This window comes from Pseudooceanicola nanhaiensis DSM 18065, assembly GCF_000688295.1.
Taxonomy (GTDB): domain Bacteria; phylum Pseudomonadota; class Alphaproteobacteria; order Rhodobacterales; family Rhodobacteraceae; genus Pseudooceanicola; species Pseudooceanicola nanhaiensis.
This window is the reverse complement of sequence record NZ_JHZF01000013.1, coordinates 633,240-652,078: the sequence shown is the minus strand read 5'-3', so window position 1 is coordinate 652,078 and position 18,839 is coordinate 633,240. Positions and strand designations below refer to the sequence as shown.

General features: G+C 69.6%; 16 protein-coding genes. 9 read left to right on the top strand and 7 right to left on the bottom strand.

Features of this window, described 5'->3' with window-relative positions; genetic code table 11:
- Nucleotides 1-53: 53 nt before the first annotated feature.
- Entirely contained in the window at nt 54-509 is a 456-nt protein-coding gene (locus Q344_RS0113150) for an Lrp/AsnC family transcriptional regulator (RefSeq protein WP_028287134.1), read from the top strand.
- Nucleotides 510-540: 31 nt separating this feature from the next.
- On the opposite strand, the gene Q344_RS0113145 is transcribed toward Q344_RS0113150, so the two are convergent.
- Entirely contained in the window at nt 541-1,752 is a 1,212-nt protein-coding gene (locus tag Q344_RS0113145) for an MFS transporter (RefSeq protein ID WP_028287133.1), read from the bottom strand.
- Between the two features lie 92 nt (nt 1,753-1,844).
- Between Q344_RS0113145 and Q344_RS0113140 the strand changes: the two genes are divergently transcribed.
- Nucleotides 1,845-2,612 carry a cyclase family protein gene (locus tag Q344_RS0113140; protein ID WP_028287132.1) on the top strand — a complete coding sequence of 256 codons (768 nt, stop codon included), beginning with the start codon at nt 1,845-1,847 and terminating at the stop codon, nt 2,610-2,612.
- Between the two features lie 238 nt (nt 2,613-2,850).
- On the opposite strand, the gene Q344_RS0113135 is transcribed toward Q344_RS0113140, so the two are convergent.
- Nucleotides 2,851-3,456 carry an alpha-ketoglutarate-dependent dioxygenase AlkB family protein gene (locus Q344_RS0113135; protein WP_028287131.1) on the bottom strand — a complete coding sequence of 202 codons (606 nt, stop codon included), beginning with the start codon at nt 3,454-3,456 and terminating at the stop codon, nt 2,851-2,853.
- A gap of 239 nt (nt 3,457-3,695) precedes the next feature.
- On the opposite strand from Q344_RS0113135, the gene dnaK reads away from it, so the two are divergent.
- From dnaK to radC, 3 genes are all read left to right on the top strand, one after another.
- Nucleotides 3,696-5,609 carry a molecular chaperone DnaK gene (gene dnaK / locus Q344_RS0113130; RefSeq protein WP_028287130.1) on the top strand — a complete coding sequence of 638 codons (1,914 nt, stop codon included), beginning with the start codon at nt 3,696-3,698 and terminating at the stop codon, nt 5,607-5,609.
- Between the two features lie 79 nt (nt 5,610-5,688).
- On the top strand, nt 5,689-6,837 hold the full coding sequence (gene dnaJ / locus Q344_RS0113125) for a molecular chaperone DnaJ (RefSeq protein ID WP_028287129.1): 1,149 nt from the start codon (nt 5,689-5,691) through the stop codon (nt 6,835-6,837).
- A 353-nt stretch (nt 6,838-7,190) separates the two neighbouring features.
- Complete coding sequence (gene radC, locus Q344_RS0113120) at nt 7,191-7,943, top strand: RadC family protein (protein ID WP_028287128.1); 753 nt, start codon at nt 7,191-7,193, stop codon at nt 7,941-7,943.
- A 181-nt stretch (nt 7,944-8,124) separates the two neighbouring features.
- Here the strand turns inward: radC and Q344_RS0113115 are convergent, their stop codons facing one another.
- From Q344_RS0113115 to Q344_RS0113100, 4 genes are all read right to left on the bottom strand, one after another.
- Nucleotides 8,125-8,826 (bottom strand): helix-turn-helix transcriptional regulator, encoded by a 702-nt coding sequence (locus Q344_RS0113115; protein WP_028287127.1) that lies wholly within the window; start codon nt 8,824-8,826, stop codon nt 8,125-8,127.
- Nucleotides 8,826-9,194, bottom strand: coding sequence for a VOC family protein (locus tag Q344_RS0113110; protein ID WP_028287126.1), 369 nt, complete (start codon nt 9,192-9,194; stop codon nt 8,826-8,828). Before Q344_RS0113110 ends, Q344_RS0113115 begins: the two co-directional genes overlap by 1 nt.
- 75 nt (nt 9,195-9,269) lie before the next feature.
- On the bottom strand, nt 9,270-10,025 hold the full coding sequence (locus Q344_RS0113105) for a hydroxypyruvate isomerase family protein (protein ID WP_028287125.1): 756 nt from the start codon (nt 10,023-10,025) through the stop codon (nt 9,270-9,272).
- Between the two features lie 101 nt (nt 10,026-10,126).
- The gene (locus Q344_RS0113100) at nt 10,127-10,735 is read right to left on the bottom strand and encodes a DUF1285 domain-containing protein (protein WP_036539202.1); all 609 of its coding nucleotides are present in this window, start codon (nt 10,733-10,735) and stop codon (nt 10,127-10,129) included.
- Between the two features lie 53 nt (nt 10,736-10,788).
- Here Q344_RS0113100 and Q344_RS0113095 point away from each other — a divergent pair, with 53 nt between their 5' ends.
- Genes Q344_RS0113095 through Q344_RS0113080 form a run of 4 tightly spaced genes read left to right on the top strand, consistent with a single transcriptional unit; the run spans nt 10,789 to nt 17,514 of the window.
- Nucleotides 10,789-11,814 carry an AAA family ATPase gene (locus Q344_RS0113095; RefSeq protein WP_188781521.1) on the top strand — a complete coding sequence of 342 codons (1,026 nt, stop codon included), beginning with the start codon at nt 10,789-10,791 and terminating at the stop codon, nt 11,812-11,814.
- Nucleotides 11,811-12,689 (top strand): DUF58 domain-containing protein, encoded by an 879-nt coding sequence (locus Q344_RS0113090; protein WP_028287122.1) that lies wholly within the window; start codon nt 11,811-11,813, stop codon nt 12,687-12,689. The genes Q344_RS0113095 and Q344_RS0113090 overlap by 4 nt, the downstream gene beginning before the upstream one ends.
- Nucleotides 12,686-15,463, top strand: coding sequence for a DUF4159 domain-containing protein (locus tag Q344_RS0113085; protein ID WP_028287121.1), 2,778 nt, complete (start codon nt 12,686-12,688; stop codon nt 15,461-15,463). The genes Q344_RS0113090 and Q344_RS0113085 overlap by 4 nt, the downstream gene beginning before the upstream one ends.
- Nucleotides 15,460-17,514, top strand: coding sequence for a membrane protein (locus Q344_RS0113080; RefSeq protein ID WP_028287120.1), 2,055 nt, complete (start codon nt 15,460-15,462; stop codon nt 17,512-17,514). Before Q344_RS0113085 ends, Q344_RS0113080 begins: the two co-directional genes overlap by 4 nt.
- 242 nt (nt 17,515-17,756) lie before the next feature.
- Here the strand turns inward: Q344_RS0113080 and Q344_RS0113075 are convergent, their stop codons facing one another.
- The gene (locus Q344_RS0113075; protein WP_084178467.1) at nt 17,757-18,773 is read right to left on the bottom strand and encodes an NADP-dependent oxidoreductase; all 1,017 of its coding nucleotides are present in this window, start codon (nt 18,771-18,773) and stop codon (nt 17,757-17,759) included.
- Nucleotides 18,774-18,839 lie beyond the last annotated feature (66 nt).

Sequence of the window (18,839 nt, the reverse complement as noted above, 5' to 3'; positions counted from 1 at the left end):
TTCACCTGATTTACCCCTCGCAGCCTTTCGAATTGTGTCATATGATCGCTCGAATGGAAAAACTCGATGAGATTGATCGGCGCATCCTGCGTCAGCTGCAGTCGGACGCCTCGCTCTCGCAGCGCGAGCTGGCCGATCGGGTCGGCCTGTCGCAGAACGCATGCTGGCGCCGGCTCACCCGCCTGAAGGAGGCCGGGCTGACGGAACAGACGCTCCGGCTCGACCCGCGCGACGTGGGGTTCAGCCTGACGGTGATCGTCATGGTCCGGACCCGGCACCACAGCACCGACTGGCTGAGGCAGTTCCGCAGCCACGTGACCTCGATCCCCAACGTGATCGACTTCTACCGGATCGCCGGCGATTACGATTACCTGCTGAAGATCGTGGCCCAGGACATGAACGATTTCGACCGCATCTATCGTCGCCTGATCGACAGCGTGGAGCTCGACAGCGTCACCTCGAGCATCACGATGGAGGCGATCGCCGAGAACCGGGACCTGCCGGTCTAGCCGGACCGACCCTGTCGCTGCAGTGGACGGGTCAGGCGGGCACGGCCCGGGGGCGGCCGCGCAGCAGCACCGTCACCATGATCGCGATGTTGAGCACGTTCCAGGCGATGCCGTTCAGGAAGGCCCAGTGGTAGCTGCCGGTCACGTCGTAGATCCAGCCCGACATCCAGCCGCCGAGCGCCATGCCGAGGATCGTGCCCATGATGACGAAGCCGGTCCGGCTCCCTGCCTCGCGCGCGGGCATGTATTCCCGCACGATGACCGCGTAGGAGGGCACGATGCCGCCCTGGCTCAGCCCGAAGACCAGCGAGACGACGTAGAGCGAGGTCAGCGCGTCCGACGGCAGATAGAGCAGCAGCGCGAGCCCCTGCAGGACCGAGCCGATCAGCAGCGTCCGGACGCCGCCCAGCCGGTCCGCGATGAAGCCCGAGGCGATGCGCGAGGCGACGCCGCCGACGAGCATGAGCGACAGCATCTGCCCGCCCGCCGCCGGCCCGTAGCCGAGATCGATGCAGAGCGAGACGATATGCACTTGCGGCATCGACATCGCCACGCAGCAGGCGACCCCCGCAAGGCCGAGCATCAGCATCAGCGTCAGCGGCGGGATGCCCGTCGCACGTGCCCGCGCGGCCGAGGCGGCGTCCGAGATCGCCACCGCCTCGAGCGGCAGGCGGCGGCGCAGAAAGAGCGCCAGCGGGATCATCCCCGCGAGCGATATGGCCGCGAGGGCGAGATAGGCCGCGCGCCAGCCGCCCTCGGCCAGCACGCCCGCCAGAAGCACCGGCCAGATCGCGCCGGAGAGGTAATTCCCCGACGCCGCGATCCCGACCGCGATCCCCCGCCGCTTCAGGAACCAGAGCGACACGTCCGCCACCAGCGGCCCGAAGCTGGCCGCGGTGCCCAGGCCGATGACCAGCTGCAGCAGGCAGACCAGCCAGAAGCTGCCCGTCGAGGCGGCGAGGCTGAAACCCGCAGCGATGGTCAGCGCCGCGGCCGAGAGCGCGACGGTCACGCCGAACCGGTCCACGATCCGGCCGATCAGCAGGTTTCCGAAGGCATAGCCGAACATCGTGAACGTGTAGGGCAGCGAGGCGTCGGAACGGGCCAGCCCGAACTCTTCCTGCATGTCGGGCAACACGAGGATCGACGCCCACATCCCGGCGTTCCCGATCACCGCGATGGCGAGCGAGAGGGCGAGGCGGCGCCAGGAATAGGCGCTGTCGAGAACGGCATCGGGACCCATGCGCCGGACGCTACGGTGGCGTCGGGTGAACGGCAAGCGTTGCCGACGCGCATCTGCTGCGCCTAGTGTGCGCGCAACAGGAGGAGACATTCATGAAACTGATCGACCTGGCGCGGCCGCTCGAGAACACGCCCTACGCCGACCCGCCGGGGCTGCATCCGACGATCACCTATCTCGGCCACCGGGAAACGGCCGCGCAGATCCTCGGCTTCTTCCCCGGCGTGGCGCCGGAGGACCTGCCCGGCGGCGAGGGCTGGGCGGTCGAGCAGGTGCAGCTCTCGACCCACAACGGCACGCATCTGGATGCGCCCTACCATTACCATTCCACGATGGACGGCGGGGAACGCGCGATCACCATCGACGAGGTGCCGCTGGAATGGTGCATCGGGCGGGGCGTGAAGCTCGACTTCCGCGAGGTCCCCGACGGCCACGTCGTCGGCGCCGGAGAGGTCGAGGCGGAATTCGCCCGCATCGGGCACCAGCTCGCACCCGGCGACATCGTGCTGGTGAACACCGCCGCGGGCGCCGCCTATGGCACGCCCGAATACGTGGCCACGGGCTGCGGGATCGGGCGGGAGGCCACCCTCTGGATGACCGAGCGCGGCATGCGCGTCTGCGGCACCGACGCCTGGAGCTGGGACGCGCCCTTCGTGCACACCGCGAAGAAGGTGGCCGAGACCGGCGATGCCGGGCTGATCTGGGAAGGCCACCGCGCCGGCATGGTGAAGGGCTATTGCCACATGGAGAAGCTCGCCAATCTCGAAAGCCTGCCGGCCACCGGGTTCGAGGTCCAGTGCTTCCCGGTCAAGATCAAGGGCGCGAGCGCGGGCTGGTGCCGACCCGTGGCGATCCTGCGGTGAGCGGGCCTCGCCCGCCGGTGCGCGGGCAGGGCTTGCTCCGGGGGCGGGGTCGACCGGGCTGGTTGAGCAACAGGCTGCCGCCTTCTCCGTCGTATTCCGGCCTGTCCGGATGACCTCGGGCCCCGGGGCGTTTTCGGGTCAAGCGCGGGGATGACGGCACGATATGGAAGAGCCCCGGGCCCGGATTGCACGGCGATCCCCGACCTTCGCAGGGCGGGGTTCACCCCTCCCCGCCGCCTCAATCCACCACGCGCAGGGTCAGGTTGATCCGCCCGCCGTCGCTCAGCAGCGTCGACGACCCGAAGCGCACCTTGTCGATGCCGTGATGCACCAGCCGGGCCTCGCCGCCCATCACGCAGACATCCCCCGACTCGAGCCAGACCGACTCGGTGCTCCCGCCGCGGTCCACCGCGCCGATCCGGAACCGGGCCGTGTCGCCCAGCGAGATCGACAGCACCGGCCACGAGAAATCGGCCTCGTCCCGGTCCTGGTGCAGGCCCATCTTCGCGCCCTCGCGGTAGAAGTTCACGAGGCAGCAATCCGGCATCCGCTCGGCGCTCACCAGATCGCGCCAGACCGACAGCACCGTTTCCGGGATCGGCGGCCATGCGACGCCCGAGGGATGGCGCGGTTCGTACCGATAGCCGCGCCGGTCCGTGTACCAGCCGTATTTCCCGGCCGAGGTCATCGCCACCGACATCTTCTTTCCGAACCGCGTCTCGGGCGAAAAGAGCGGCGCCGCCGCGGCCACGCCGCGGATGTCGGCCACCATCGCCGCCTGCGCCTCGGGCCCCAGATAGCCCTTCAGCACCTCCACGCCCCGGATCGCCAGTCTCGTCTGCATCGCCTGCCCTTCCGACACCGCGCCCCCGCCGTCGCGGAAAATCACCAATTCGCGGCTTTTGCCCGGCCTGTCCCGCTTGCAGGCCCTCAGACCCCTACTTATATACGCCCGGAAGCGTGGCGGACAGGGCATGAAGGCCCGCACAAGGCCCAAGGCTCTGGCTGCCGCATCACTTCGGGTGCGGATGCCGTTACGGGTCCGTCCCCGTCCATCGCCTGAATTGAAAAGGGATTGAAAACATGTCGAAAGTGATCGGTATCGACCTCGGGACAACCAACTCCTGCGTCGCCATCATGGATGGCTCGCAACCCAAGGTCATCGAGAACTCCGAAGGGGCACGCACCACGCCCTCCATCGTCGCCTTCACGGAAGAAGAGCGGCTCGTCGGCCAGTCCGCCAAGCGGCAGGCCGTCACCAACGCCTCCAACACCATCTTCGGCGTCAAGCGCCTGATCGGCCGTCGGTTCGACGACGAGCATCTGGCCAAGGACAAGAAGAACCTGCCGTACAACGTCATCAACGGCGGCAACGGCGACGCCTGGGTGGAATCCCGCGGCGAGAAATACTCGCCGTCGCAGATCTCCGCCTTCATCCTCGGCAAGATGAAGGAAACCGCCGAGAGCTACCTCGGCGAGGAAGTCACGCAGGCCGTCATCACCGTGCCCGCCTACTTCAACGACGCCCAGCGTCAGGCCACCAAGGACGCCGGCAAGATCGCCGGCCTCGAAGTGCTGCGGATCATCAACGAGCCGACCGCCGCGGCGCTGGCCTATGGCCTCGACAAGCAGGAAAGCCACACGATCGCGGTCTACGACCTCGGCGGCGGCACCTTCGACGTCACGATCCTGGAAATCGACGACGGCCTGTTCGAAGTGAAATCCACCAACGGGGACACGTTCCTCGGCGGTGAGGACTTCGACATGCGGATCGTCAACTACCTCGCGGACGAGTTCAAGAAAGAGCATGACGTCGACCTGACCAAGGACAAGATGGCCCTCCAGCGCCTGAAAGAGGCGGCGGAAAAGGCGAAGATCGAGCTGTCCTCCTCCCAGTCGACCGAGATCAACCAGCCCTTCATCTCGATGGGCGCCGGCGGCCAGCCGCTGCACATGGTCATGAAGCTGACCCGCGCCAAGCTGGAAAGCCTGGTCGGTGACCTGATCAAGGCCTCGCTGAAGCCCTGCCAGGCCGCGCTCAAGGATGCCGGCCTCTCGACTTCGGACGTGGACGAGGTTGTCCTCGTCGGCGGCATGACCCGCATGCCCAAGGTCGTCGAGGAAGTGACCAAGTTCTTCGGGAAGGAGCCCCACAAGGGCGTGAACCCGGACGAGGTCGTGGCACTCGGCGCGGCGATCCAGGCCGGCGTGCTGCAGGGTGACGTGAAGGACGTGGTCCTGCTCGACGTGACGCCCCTGTCGCTCGGCATCGAGACGCTGGGTGGCGTGTTCACCCGCCTGATCGACCGGAACACGACGATCCCGACCAAGAAGTCCCAGGTCTTCTCGACCGCCGAGGACAACCAGAACGCCGTGACCATCCGGGTCTTCCAGGGTGAACGCGAGATGGCGGCCGACAACAAGATGCTCGGCCAGTTCAACCTCGAGGACATCCCCCCGGCGCCGCGCGGCATGCCGCAGATCGAAGTGACCTTCGACATCGATGCCAACGGCATCGTGTCCGTGGGTGCCAAGGACAAGGGCACCAACAAGGAACAGAAGATCACGATCCAGGCTTCGGGCGGTCTCTCCGACGAGGACATCGAGCGGATGGTCAAGGACGCCGAGGAGAACGCGGATGCCGACAAGGCCCGCCGCGGCCTCGTCGAGGCGAAGAACCAGGCGGAGAGCCTGATCCATTCGACCGAGAAGGCGCTCGAAGAGCATGCCGACAAGGTCGACCCCTCGACCGTCGAAGCCATCGAACTGGCGATCGCGGCGCTGAAGGACGAGCTGGAAAGCGACAATGCCGACAAGATCAAGTCCGGCATCCAGAACGTCACCGAAGCCTCGATGAAGCTGGGCGAGGCGATCTACAAGGCCCAGACCGAGGAAACCTCGGACGAGGAGCCGCAGGCCGCCGATTCGGGCCAGTCCGACGATGACGACATCGTCGACGCCGACTTCGAGGATCTGGACGACAACAAGCGTGCGTAATCCGCACGCGGGAACCTCTGAAGCCGGCCCGTCCCACGGCGGGCCGGCTTCCACGTTCCCGGAGAGGGGGACTCTCTGAATGGCAAAACGCGATTACTACGAGACGCTCGGCGTCGCGAAGGGTGCATCGGCGGACGAGATCAAGAAGGCCTATCGCAAGAAGGCCAAGGAGCTCCATCCCGACCGCAACAGCGACAACCCGGACGCCGAGGCCCAGTTCAAGGAAGTGAACGAGGCCTATGACGTCCTGAAGGACGGCGACAAGAAGGCCGCCTACGACCGCTTTGGCCACGCCGCCTTCGACGGCGGCATGGGCGGGGCGCGCGGCGGTCCGCGGGGCGGCCAGCAGGGCGATTTCGCCAGCGCGTTCTCGGACGTGTTCGACGATCTCTTCGGCGATTTCATGGGCGGCGGCCGCAGTGGCGGCGCCCGCAGCCGTGCCGCCCGCGGCTCGGATCTGCGCTACAACCTTCGTCTCACGCTGGAAGAGGCCTATGCCGGCCTGCAGAAGACGATCAACGTGCCGACCTCGGTGCAGTGCACGGCCTGTGACGGCACCGGCGCCGAAGGCGGCGCCGAGCCCGTCACCTGCCCGACCTGTTCCGGGATGGGCAAGGTCCGCGCGCAGCAGGGCTTCTTCACGGTGGAGCGCACCTGCCCGACCTGTTCGGGCCTGGGCCAGATCGTCCAGAACCCGTGCAAGCAGTGCCACGGCCAGGGCCGCGTCGAACGCGACCGCTCGCTGTCGGTCAACATCCCCGCGGGGGTCGAGACGGGCACCCGCATCCGCCTCGGCGGAGAGGGCGAGGCCGGGATGCGCGGCGGACCTCCGGGCGATCTCTACATCTTCATCGAGGTCGCCAAGCACAAGATCTTCGAACGGGAGGCCACGAACCTCTATTGCCGCGTGCCCGTCTCGATGACCAAGGCGTCGCTCGGCGGCGACATCGAGGTGCCGACGATCGACGGCGGCCGGAGCCGCGTGAAGATCCCGGAAGGGTCCCAGAGCGGCCGTCAGATGCGGCTGCGCGGCAAGGGGATGCCGGCGCTCAGGGGCGGGACGCATGGCGACATGTTCATCGAACTCGCCGTGGAAACGCCGGTGAACCTCACCGCGCGCCAGAAGGATCTGCTGCGCGAATTCGAGGACCTGAGCGAGGACAACAACCCCGAGAGCAAGAGCTTCTTCTCGAGCGTGAAGGGCTTCTGGGACTCGATGAAGGGGTGATTTGACGAACCCGGGCCCACGGGCCCGGGCGGAACGTCCGGTGGACGTTCCGGTCAAATCGCGCGCGGAGCGCCGGGGATGCGAAACGCAGCCACAAGGATGTGCGGCGCAGGCGAAGCGTCCTGTGGACGGTTCGGGGGTTTCACGGGCGGAGCCCCGGGACGAACTCGGGCCCGAGCGCCCGGGTCTGCCCCTCCTGCGGGGGTCCTGGCCAACCGGAAACCGCGCGCCCGGATGGCCAAACCTCGACCGGCGGACAACATCGAAGCGCCTCTCCCACGGGAGGCGCTTTTCTCATGCCCGCCGCCCCACCGTTAACCACCCGCTAACCATTTCGCGCGACCTTCTACGTCATGACCGAGCCGCGCGCCTTCACCGAAGCTTCGCTTCCCCTCTTCGTCGCGGGGGTGGCCGCGCCGGTCGCGCCGCCCCGGCCCTCCTACATCGCCGACCACCGCAAGCGCCTGCGGGACCGCTTCATGCAGGGCGGCGCGGCGGCGATGCCGGATTACGAATTGCTCGAGATGGTCCTCTTCCGCGCGAACGCCCGCGCCGACATGAAACCCCTCGGCCGCCGCCTGCTCGAGACCTTCGGCGATTTCAACGGCGTCCTCTCCGCCCCGCCGGAACGCCTGCGCGAGGTGGCGGGCGTGGGCGACGCCGTGATCGCGGAACTCAAGCTGATCGAGGCCGCGGCGCAGCGCCTCTCCCGCGCCCGGATCCTGGACCGCCCCGTCCTCGGCTCCTGGCACGCGCTGATCGATTATTGCCACACCGCGATGGCCCACCGTCAGACGGAACAGTTCCGCGTCCTCTACCTCGACCGCAAGAACGTGCTGATCGCCGACGAGGCGCAGGCGCAGGGCACGGTCGACCATGTCCCGGTCTACCCGCGCGAGGTCGTCAAGCGCGCGCTCGAGCTGAACGCCTCCGCCCTCATCCTCGTGCACAACCACCCGTCCGGAGACCCCACCCCCTCGCGCGCCGACATCTCCATGACCCGCGAGATCGAACAGGCCGCCGCGGCCCTGGGCATCGCCATCCACGACCACATCATCATCGGCCGGTCGACCGAGCTCAGCTTCCGCGCCACCGGCTATCTCTGAACGGTTCCCCCTTCCTCTTGCCATAAATATCCCCGCCGGAGGCCATGTCCGGACCGGGCTCGATGCCCGGTCCGGACATCCCCCCGGGCGACGTCCAGCGGACGGCGCAACCCCTTGTCGCCGCAAGCGGCGATGCCTCCGGCGGGAGTATTTCCGGAAAGATGAAGCGCGGGACCGCGCGCTACCCCGGCGGCTGGAGGCGGCCGAGGCACCGTTCGCGCTCGTAGAAGGCGGCGGCGCTCTTGTCGCGCTCGGGGCGGAAGCGCTCGCCCTCGGCGTGGCCGCGGATCCGGTCGATGCGGAAGGTCCGGAAGTCCTCGCGCAGCTCGCACCACGCCAGCAGCGTCCAGACCTTGCCCCAGAAGAACAGCGCCAGCGGCCGCACCGGACGCTCCGTCGCCCGGTCCTGCTCGTCGACATAGGCCAGCGTCAGCCGGATGTTGGCGTTGCAGGCGCGCTCCAGCCGGTCGAGCCGGTCGCGCAGCTCGGGGCTCATCCGGCCCATGCCGACGGCGTGGACCTGGACCCGGTCGGCGCGGGCGCGGGCCGCCTCGGGCAGGACCTCGCCGATCTTCACCAGCGCCTCCTCCGCCGCGGCGGCCATCGCGGTGCCGCCCCAGGCCCGGAGCAGGCGGGCGCCGGCGACGAGGGCCACGATCTCGTCGCTGGTGAACATCAGCGGCGGCAGCTCGTAGCCCTGCCGCATGACATAGCCGATCCCGGCCTCACCCTCGATCGGCACGCCCGACCCGATCAGGTCGGCCACGTCGCGATAGACCGTCCGGGTCGAGACCTCGAGCCGGCGGGCGAGTTCCGCCGCGGTGATGAGCCGACCGCCGCGCAGATGCTGCACGATCCGGAAGAGGCGGTCGGCCCGGCGCATCAGGCGGCCTTCGGCTCGAACAGGCCGATGGAATTGCCGTCGGGGTCCTCGATATAGGTGAAGCGGCCCGGCGGGATGCCGATCGGACCGTGAAGCACCCTGGCCCCGGCCGCCTGCGCCCGCTCCGTCGCGGCCTCCAGACCGTCCGGCACGCCGAGGTGGATCGTCGGGCCCGCCCCCTTGCCGGGCGCGCCGGGATAGAGATGCCCGCCGACCCCGGCGCCACCGTCCGGGAACACGGCCATCGGGTCGGGGCCCGACTCGTCGAGTGTCAGCGCCCAGCCGAACACCCGGTTGTAGAACTCCATCGCTTTCTGCATGTCCGTCACGGGAATTTCCGTCCAGACGACATGGGATTGATCTGCCATCGCTCATCTCCTTTGTTGGGTCGATGGCGTGGTTCTCTCATACCCCTGCTGACAGCCTTCTGTCAGCATCCGCGCTCAGTCCCGCGGCATCCAGCCCAGCCCCGCCTCGGTGCCGTTCGCGGGATGGTACTCGGCGCTGACGTAGCCGTCGTAGCCGATCGATTCGAGGTGCCGGAAGAAGGCCGGGTAATCGACGACGCCCGCGACCGGTTCGTGCCGGTCCGGCAGGCCCGCGATCTGGATGTGCCGGGCCCGGTGGCCATGCCGGGACCAGACCGCCATCGCGTCGCCGGTGATCTTCTGCGCGTGGTAGACATCGAACTGCAGCGCGACGTTATGGGCGCCGACCTCGTCGAGGATCTCGGCCGCGAGGTCGAAATCCGACAGGAAGTAGCCCGGCATGTCGTCCTGGTTGATCGGTTCGATGGTGAAGGTCCGGTCCGGCGCCTCTGCCGCCGCGTATCGCAGGTTCGAGACGAAGGCGGCGCGGGCGTCGTCGCCCGACCCCGCCCCCGCCATCACGTGCACGAAGCGGGTGTGCAGGCTCCGGGCGTAGCGGAGCGTGCGCCTGAGATCGTAGCGGAAGCGCTCCTCGGCGCCCGGAATCGCGGCAAACCCGCGGGTGCCGCCGGCGTAATTGGGCGGCGGCGCATTGATCAGCACCATCGGCAGACCGGTGGCGGAGAGGGCCTGCTGGATCGGCGGAACCGGGTCGTCATAGGGGAACAGGAGCTCGACCCCGTGAAAGCCGTTCGCGGTCGCGGCGTGGATCCGTTCAGGGATCGTCAGGTCCTTGAACAGAAATGAAATATTGGCAACAAACTTTAGCATGAGACCCCTGCCGTGCGCCGTCACCCTAGGAACGGCAGGGCGTGCCGGCCAGTCCTAACTTGTGTCAGTTGTCATTTTGAAAGTAAGCGCGGAAGGCGCTGTCAGCGCGTCTTCAGCTCGCTGGCCGGAATGACGGGGAAGAAGGCCCCGCCGGACCAGAGGCCGAACCAGCGCGTGCCGTCGCGCTCCTGCTCCGATCCGGTCTCGACCAGCCGGTAGAAGCTCTTGCGGTCGATCAGCGCTTCGAGCTTGTCGCGCACGAGGACATAGGGCGCGGGCTCGCCGGTCCCGGGGTCCCGCTCGACACGGATCGGGTGGTCCGGCCCGGCGGTGGCGCGGTCGCCGACATTGGTCAGGAAGGTCAGGCGCTGGTCCTCGCCCTCGCCCTCGACGTCCAGGTCCACGGCGACGAAGGGCGCATCCTCGACCTCGACCCGGGCCTTCTCGACCGGGGTGATCAGGAAATAGCCGTCGTCGTCCTTCCGCAGGATGGTCGAGAACAGCCGCACCAGCTCGGGCCGGTTGATCGGGGTGCCTTCGTGAAACCACGTGCCGTCGCGGGCGATGCGCATGTTGGCATCGGTCTCGCGCTCGGGGTTCCACTGGTGGATCGGCGGAAGTCCGCGGCCCTTCGAAGCTGCTCTGACCGAGGCAGCGATCGACTCTGCTGTAGGTTTCACGTCTTTTTGTCCATCCTTCGGTTTTGCCATCCGGGCGGAACGGCATACACTCGGTATCAAATAGTCCCGTGCAGGAATTTGCCATGACCGAATCCCCCGAAAGCCTGAACGAAGAGGACCTGGTCGCCGAGATCGAAGCGCTCGAGGCCAAGCTGGCCGAGGCGAAGGCCTCGATCACCAAGCGGTTCATCGGGCAGGAACAGGTCGTGGACCTGACGCTCTCGGCGCTGCTCTGCGGCGGCCACGGGCTGCTGATCGGCCTGCCGGGCCTCGGCAAGACCCGCCTGGTCGAGACGCTGTCGACGGTGATGGGCCTCAGCGGCAACCGGGTGCAGTTCACGCCCGACCTGATGCCCGCCGACATCCTCGGCTCAGAGGTGCTGGAGACGGCGGCGGACGGGACCCGCGCCTTCCGCTTCCTGCAGGGCCCGATCTTCTGCCAGCTCCTGATGGCGGACGAGATCAACCGCGCCTCGCCGCGGACCCAGTCGGCGCTGCTGCAGGCGATGCAGGAACGGGTCGTGACCGTCGCAGGCGAGAACCGGTCGCTCGGCGCGCCGTTCCACGTGCTGGCCACCCAGAACCCGATCGAACAGGAAGGGACCTATCCGCTGCCCGAGGCGCAGCTCGACCGGTTCCTCGTGCAGATCGACGTCGCCTATCCGGATCGCGAGACGGAGCGGAACATCCTCACCGCCACCACCGGCGTCGAGGAAGGAGAGGCGCATGCCGTCTTCACCGCGGACGAGCTGATCCGCGCCCAGAAACTGCTCCGCCGGATGCCCGTGGGCGAAACGGTGGTCGAGACGATCCTCGACCTCGTGCGCGCCTGCCGCCCGGACGAGCCCGACGCGTCGCAGCTGGTGCGGGACACGGTGAACTGGGGCCCCGGACCCCGTGCCGCGCAGGCGCTGATGATGACCGTCCGGGCCCGCGCGATGCTGCAGGGCCGGCTCGCGCCCTCGGTCGAGGACGTGGTGGCCATGGCCCGCCCCGTGCTCCAGCACCGCATGGCGCTGAACTTCGCCGCCCGTGCCCGCGGCGACAGCCTGCCCGCCCTCATCGACCAGACCGCCGCGACCATCACCCGGACCGAGGCCGCGGCGTGAGCGATCCCGTCGCCCTTCGCGGCCGGGCCGAGGGAGAGGCCGCCCGGCTTCCCCCCCTGCTCGCCCGCGCGGAGCACCTCGCCGGGACCGTCCTTCTGGGCGATCACGGTCGCAGGCGCGCCGGCATGGGTGACGATTTCTGGCAGTACCGCCCGGTCCAGCCGGGCGATCCGCGGCGGATGATCGACTGGCGCCGTTCGGCCCGGGGCGACGAACGCTTCGTCCGCGAACGGGAATGGCAGATCGCGCAGAGCGTGATGCTCTGGGTCGACCAGGCGGCCTCGATGCGCTTCACCTCAGGCAAGAGCCTGCCCGAGAAGGGCGAGCGCGCGCGGCTGATTGCGCTGGCGACCGCCATCCTGCTGGTGCGCGGCGGTGAACGCGTCGGGCTGACCGGCACGCTGCTGCCGCCGCGGCGGGGGAACGATCAGATCCTGCGGCTGGCCGAGTTCTTCTCGCGCGAGGACAGCGGGGATTACGGCGTGCCGGAACACCGCGCGATGATCCCGAACGCCCGCGCGGTCTTCGTGTCGGATTTCCTCGGCGACGTGACAGAGGTGAAGACGGCCCTGGCCAAGGCCGCCGACCGCGGCATCCGGGGCGTCCTGCTGCAGGTGCTTGACCCCAGCGAGGAAGCCTTCCCCTTTCACGGCCGCACCATCTTCGAGAGCATGACCGGCGCGCTCCGCCACGAGACGCTCAAGGCCGGTGAGCTGCGCGACCGCTACCGCGACCGGCTGGCCGCCCGGAAGGCCGAGCTGCAACAGCTCTGCCAACGCTCCGGCTGGCAGTTCCAGACCCACCACACGGATGCCTCGGCGCAATCGGCGCTCCTGTGGATCTACCGCGCCCTCGACCGGGGGACCGGCGCATGATCCTGGGTCCCATCGGTTTCACCGCCCCCTGGCTGCTGCTGACGCTGCTCGCGCTGCCGCTGCTGTGGATCCTGCTGCGCGCCGTGCCGCCCGCACCGATCCGCCGCCGCTTCCCGGGCGTCGCGCTCCTGCTGGGGCTGACGGACGACGAGAGCGTGACCGACCGCACGCCGTGGTGGCTGCTCCTGCTGCGGATGCTGGCCGTGGCCGCGCTGATCGTCGGCCTCGCCGGCCCCGTCCTGAACCCCGAGGCCGAGGCGGAGAGTTCGGGCCGTGGTCCGCTCCTGATCCTGACCGACGGAAGCTGGGCCGAGGCGCAGGACTGGCCCACGCGCGAGGACACGATCGACGGCCTGCTGGCCGAGGCCGCGCGCCAGGGCCGCACCGCCGCGATGGTCCGGCTGACCACGCCCGAGCCGCCGGTCTTCCAGTCCGCCGACGCGTGGCGCACGCGCCTGCCCGGGATGGCCCCGCGCGCCTGGGAGCCGGAGCCCGAAACCGTGGGCGCCTTCATCGACGGCCTTCCGGACGAGGAGTTCGAGACCTACTGGTTCTCCGACGGCCTGGCCCGCGACAGCCGCGCGCGCCTGCTGACCGCGCTCCAGAACCGCGGCGCCGTGACGATCTACGAGGGCGGCGCGCCGGTGATGGGCCTGGCCCCCGTGAGCTTTGCCGAGGGCGCCGTCCAGCTCTCTGCCCTGCGCGCGGTCACCGGATCGGAACGCGAGGTCCGCGTGAACGCGCACGGCCGCGACCCTTCCGGCGCGATGCGCATCCTCGACACCACGACGCTGACCTTCCCGGCCGGCGAAGGCACGGCCACCGGAGAGATGGACCTGCCCGCCGAGCTGCGCGCCCGCGTCACCCATTTCGACATCGCGGGAAGCCGCAACGCGGGCGCCGTCAGCCTCACCGACGACAGCCTGCGCCGCCGCGAGATCGCGCTGATCGCCGGCCGCGAGAACCGCGAGGGGCTCGAACTGCTGTCGCCGCTGCATTACCTCGAACGCGCCCTCGCGCCCAATGCCGACCTGCTGGACGGCGCGCTGACCGACATCCTGCCCGCAAACCCCGACGTGATCGTGCTGGCCGACGTGGCCCGCCTTTCGGACGGCGAGACGCAGGGGCTGACCGAATGGGTCGAAAAGGGTGGCATGCTGCTGCGCTTCGCCGGTCCCCGCCTGGCCGCCAGCGACGTCAGCCGCGAGGCCGAGGACCCGCTGATGCCCGTCCGCCTGCGGGCCGGCGGCCGCAACGTCGGCGGCGCGATGTCCTGGGGCGAGCCCAAGACCCTGGCGCCCTTCGACCAGGACAGCCCCTTCGCGGGCCTGCCCGTGCCCCCCGACGTGACGATTTCCTCGCAGGTCATGGCCCAGCCCGACCCGACCCTCGCGGACCGCGTGATCGCCCGGCTCTCGGACGGCACGCCGCTGGTGACGCGCAAGCGGGTCGGCGACGGACAGGTGGTGCTGTTCCACGTCTCGGCCAATGCGGAATGGTCCAGCCTGCCGCTCTCGGGCCTGTTCGTGCAGATGCTCGAGCGCCTCGCGATCTCGTCGGCCCATACCCTGCCGGAGCCTGCCGACCTGAAGGGCACGACCTGGCGCCCGGTCAGCCTGCTGACCGCCAGCGGCACGCTCGAACCCGCGGGCACCCTGCCCGGCGTCGACGGCCAGGCGCTTCTGACCGAGCCGCTCGGCCCCGACATGCAGCCCGGGCTCTACGAAGGAGAGGATCGCCGCATCGCGCGCAACGTGCTGACCCCCGACACCGTGCTGACCCCGGCCAGCTGGCCCGCCTCCGTCCCGGTCGTCGGGCTCGAACGCACCCGGGCGCTGCCGCTCGGCGGCTGGCTGCTCGGCGCGGCGCTGGTGATGCTGGTGGCCGACATCCTCGCGACGCTGGCGCTGTCGGGCCGGCTGACCGGGCGCACCGCCACCGCCTCCGCCGCCCTTCTCGCCGCGGCGCTCGTGCTCCAGCCGGGCCCGTCCCGCGCGCAGGCGCCGGATGACCGCGACGCGGCCCTCGCCCTTGCCGCCACCTCCGAGGTCGTGCTCGCCCACGTGGTCACCGGCGACCGGCAGCTCGACGACATGGCGCAGGCGGGGCTCAAGGGCCTGTCCGAAACGCTCTTCTTCCGCACCTCGGTCGAGCCGGCGGAGCCGATGGCGGTGGACCTCGAGACCGACGAGCTGTCGTTCTTCCCCTTCCTCTACTGGCCCATCACCCCCGACCAGCCGACCCCCTCGGACGCGGCCTATGCCAAGCTGAACGATTACCTGCGGACGGGCGGCATGATCCTGTTCGACACGCGCGACGCGGACATCGCCCGCTTCGGCGCCGCCTCGCCCAACGGTCGCAAGCTGCAGGAGCTGGCCGCGCCGCTGGACGTGCCGGCGCTGGAACCCGTACCCTCGGACCACGTGCTGACCCGCACCTTCTACCTGCTGCAGGACTTCCCCGGCCGCCACACCGGCGGCGAGGTCTGGGTCGAGGCCGCGCCCGCCGATGCCGAGCTGATCGAGGGCATGCCCTTCCGCAACCTCAACGACAACGTCACGCCGGTGGTGATCGGCGGCAACGACTGGGCCTCGGCCTGGGCGGTGGACGACCGCGGCTCTCCGCTGGTCCCCGTCGGCCGCGGCTTCTCGGGTGAGCGCCAGCGCGAGATCGCCTATCGCTTCGGGGTGAACCTGGTGATGCACGTGCTCACCGGCAATTACAAATCCGACCAGGTCCACGTGCCTGCGCTTCTCGACAGGCTCGGGCAATGACCGGCACGATCGTCTTCGATCCCCTCCTTCCGCTGCCGCTTCTGGCGGCCCTCGCGGCGCTCGCCGTTCTGGGCATCCTGCTCGCCCTCTGGCGCGGGCTGGCGGGCTGGGCGCTGCGCGGGCTGGCCGCCCTCGTGGTGCTCGGGGCCCTGGCGGGACCGGTCTTCCGGCAGGAGGACCGCGCGCCGCTCACCGACATCGTGCTGCTGGTCGACGACCGCTCGGCCAGCCAGGCGCTCGCCGACCGCCCCGCCCAGACGGACGCCGCGGTCCAGGCGCTGGAGTCCCGCCTCGCCGCCCGCCCGAACACCGAGGTGCGGCGCGTCACCGTCCCCGACGGCGCCGACAATGCCGGGACCGAGCTGATGACCGCCGTCTCCGAGGCGCTGGCCGAGGAGCCGCAGGCCCGCGTCGCCGGCACGATCATCGTCTCGGACGGGCGGCTGCACGATGTCGACCGCGCGCCCGACCTCTCCGCCCCGATGCATCTGCTGCTGACCGGCGAACCCGAGGATTGGGACCGCCGCCTCGTCATCAGGAACGCCCCGGCCTTCGCCATTCTCGGAGAGCCGGTGACGCTGACCATCCGGGTCGAGGACATGGGCGCGGCGCCCGAGGGCGCGACAGAGGCGCCGCTCGACATCTCGATCGACGGGGGCGAGCCGCAGCGCTTCGACGTGCCGATCGGGCAGGACATCGACCTGCCCGTCACCCTGCCCCACGGCGGGCGCAACGTGATCCAGTTCTCGGTGCCGGGGGCCGAGGGCGAGCTGACCGACCGCAACAATTCCGCGCTCGTCCAGATGAACGGCGTGCGCGACCGGCTGCGGGTGCTGCTGGTTTCGGGCGAGCCCCACGCGGGCGGCCGGACATGGCGCAACCTGCTGAAATCGGACAGCTCCGTCGATCTCGTGCATTTCACCATCCTGCGCCCGCCCTCGAAGCAGGACGGCGTGCCGGTCTCGGAGCTGTCGCTCATCGCCTTCCCGACGCGGGAGCTCTTCCTCGAGAAGATCGACGATTTCGACCTGATCATCTTCGACCGCTACAAGCGCCGCGGGATCCTGCCGTCGCTCTACCTCGACAACGTCCGGAACTACGTCGAGAACGGCGGCGCCGTGCTCGTCGCCGCGGGGCCCGACTTCGCCTCGGCCGATTCCCTCTTCCGCTCTCCGCTCGGAGAGATCATGCCCGCCCGCCCCACGGCCCGGGTGATCGAACAGGGCTACCGCCCCCAGGTGACCGCGCTCGGCCGCCGCCACCCGGTCACCGCCGGGCTGATCAACGAATGGGACGGCGACTGGGGCCGCTGGATGCGGCAGATCGACGTCACGCCGGTGGAGGGCGAGGGCGAGGTCGTCATGTCCGGGGTGGAGGACCGCCCGCTGCTGATCCTCGACCGGGTCGGCGAAGGCCGCGTCGCGCTGCTCGCCTCTGACCATGCCTGGCTCTGGAGCCGCGGCTACGAGGGCGGCGGCCCGCAGCTGGAATTGCTGCGCCGGCTCGCGCACTGGATGATGAAGGAGCCGGAACTCGAGGAAGAGGCGCTCTGGGCCGAACCCTCGGGCCAGACCATGCGCATCATCCGCCGCACCCTCGACGAGACGGTGCCGCCGGTGACGGTCACCACGCCCTCCGGCGAGACCGTGGAGCTCGAGCTGGAGGAGGTCACGCCGGGCCGGTTCGAGACGATCTGGCGCGGCCCCGAGATCGGCCTCTACCGGCTCGAGAACGGCGAGCAGACGGCGGTGATCGGGCTCGGGCCCGCCGCGCCGCGGGAATTCGAGGCGACCATCGCGAGCGGCGAGACGCTGCAGCCGGTGATCGACGGGCTGCGCGGCGGCGTGATGACCCTCTCGGACGGGCTGCCCTCGATCCGCGACACGCGCGCCGGCCGCCCCGCGGCGGGCCGCGGCTGGATCGGCCTCACCCCGCGCGAGGCCTATGTGACGCAGGACGTCACGCTGATGCCGCTGCTGCCGCCCTGGCTGGTGCTGCTGCTCGCCGCGGGCCTGATCCTCGGCGCCTGGCTCCGCGAAGGACGGCGCTGACGGACAGGGCGGCGGGGGGCCAGCCCCCCGTCGGCCTTCGGCCGACTCCCCCCGGGATACAGGGACCAGAGGAAAGCAGGGCGCGGATCTGCCTGCCAAGGGCGCCGCATCCGTTCAAGGCTGCAAGCCAGCGCCGGACATTGTCCGGATCGCCGCTCCCTCCCCGCGCGCGCCGGACCGCGATTTGCCCCGCAAATCGCAAGGCATCGTGTGCGGCCCCCGAGGGGGCCGCTCCGCAAGGCTCAGCCGTGGATCTTGACGACCATCTTGCCGGTGTTGCCGCCCTTCAGCAGCGACATGAAGGCCTTCGGCGCGTTCTCGAGTCCCTCCGCCACGTCCTCGACATAGGCGATCTCGCCCGCCGCGACCTTGGGACCGACCTCCTTGAAGAACTCGGGCATCCGCTTCACGTGATCGGTCTGCAGCAGGCCCTGGATCGTGAGCCGGTTGACGAGGATCATCCGCCAGAGCTTGCCGGTCGGGAAGGCCGAGGTCTCGTCCTCCGCGCCGTTGTACCACGCGATCATGCCGCAGACGATGATCCGGCCGTGGAGGTTCATCAGCGGCAGCACCCCGCCCAGGGTCGGGCCGCCGACGTTTTCGAAATAGACGTCGATCCCGTCCGGGCATTCCGCCTTCAGCGCCTCGCGCATCGCCCTGGCATCCTTGCCGCGGTGATCGATGCAGGCGTCGAAGCCGAAGGTCTCGACCGCCATCCGGCACTTCTCCTCGCCGCCGGCGACGCCGACGACGCGGCACCCCGCCTGCCTGGCCAGCTGGCCCACCATGGAGCCCACGGGGCCCGTGGCGGCGCCGACGACCAGCGTCTCGCCCTCTTTCAGCTTGCCGTAGGCCGTCATCCCGGCCCATGCGGTGAAGCCCGGCATCCCGAGCACGCCGAGCGCCAGCGAGGGCGAGCCCATCGACGGATCCCACTTGTAGCACTGCGTCGCGGGCTGCACCCCGTGATCGGCCCAGCCGAAGCGGCCGACGGCGTAATCACCTTCCTTGAAGTCGGGGCTGTTCGACTTGAGGACGCGGCCGATGGCGCCCGCCTCCATCGTGCCGCCGATGGGCACCGGGGCGGAATAGCTCTTCACGTCGTCCATCCGGCCCCGCATGTAGGGGTCGAGCGACATGTAGGCCGTCTCGACGAGGATCTCGCCCTCGCCGGGTTCCGGCATGTCCACCTCTTCGAGGCGGAAGTTGTCGTCGGTGGGCGCGCCGTCCGGGCGCGAGGCGAGCACGATGCGTTTCATGCTGGTCATGGGGGTCCTCCTGTGTTCGCCGGCCAGAGTAGCCCGGGAAACGCACATGCCAAGCGG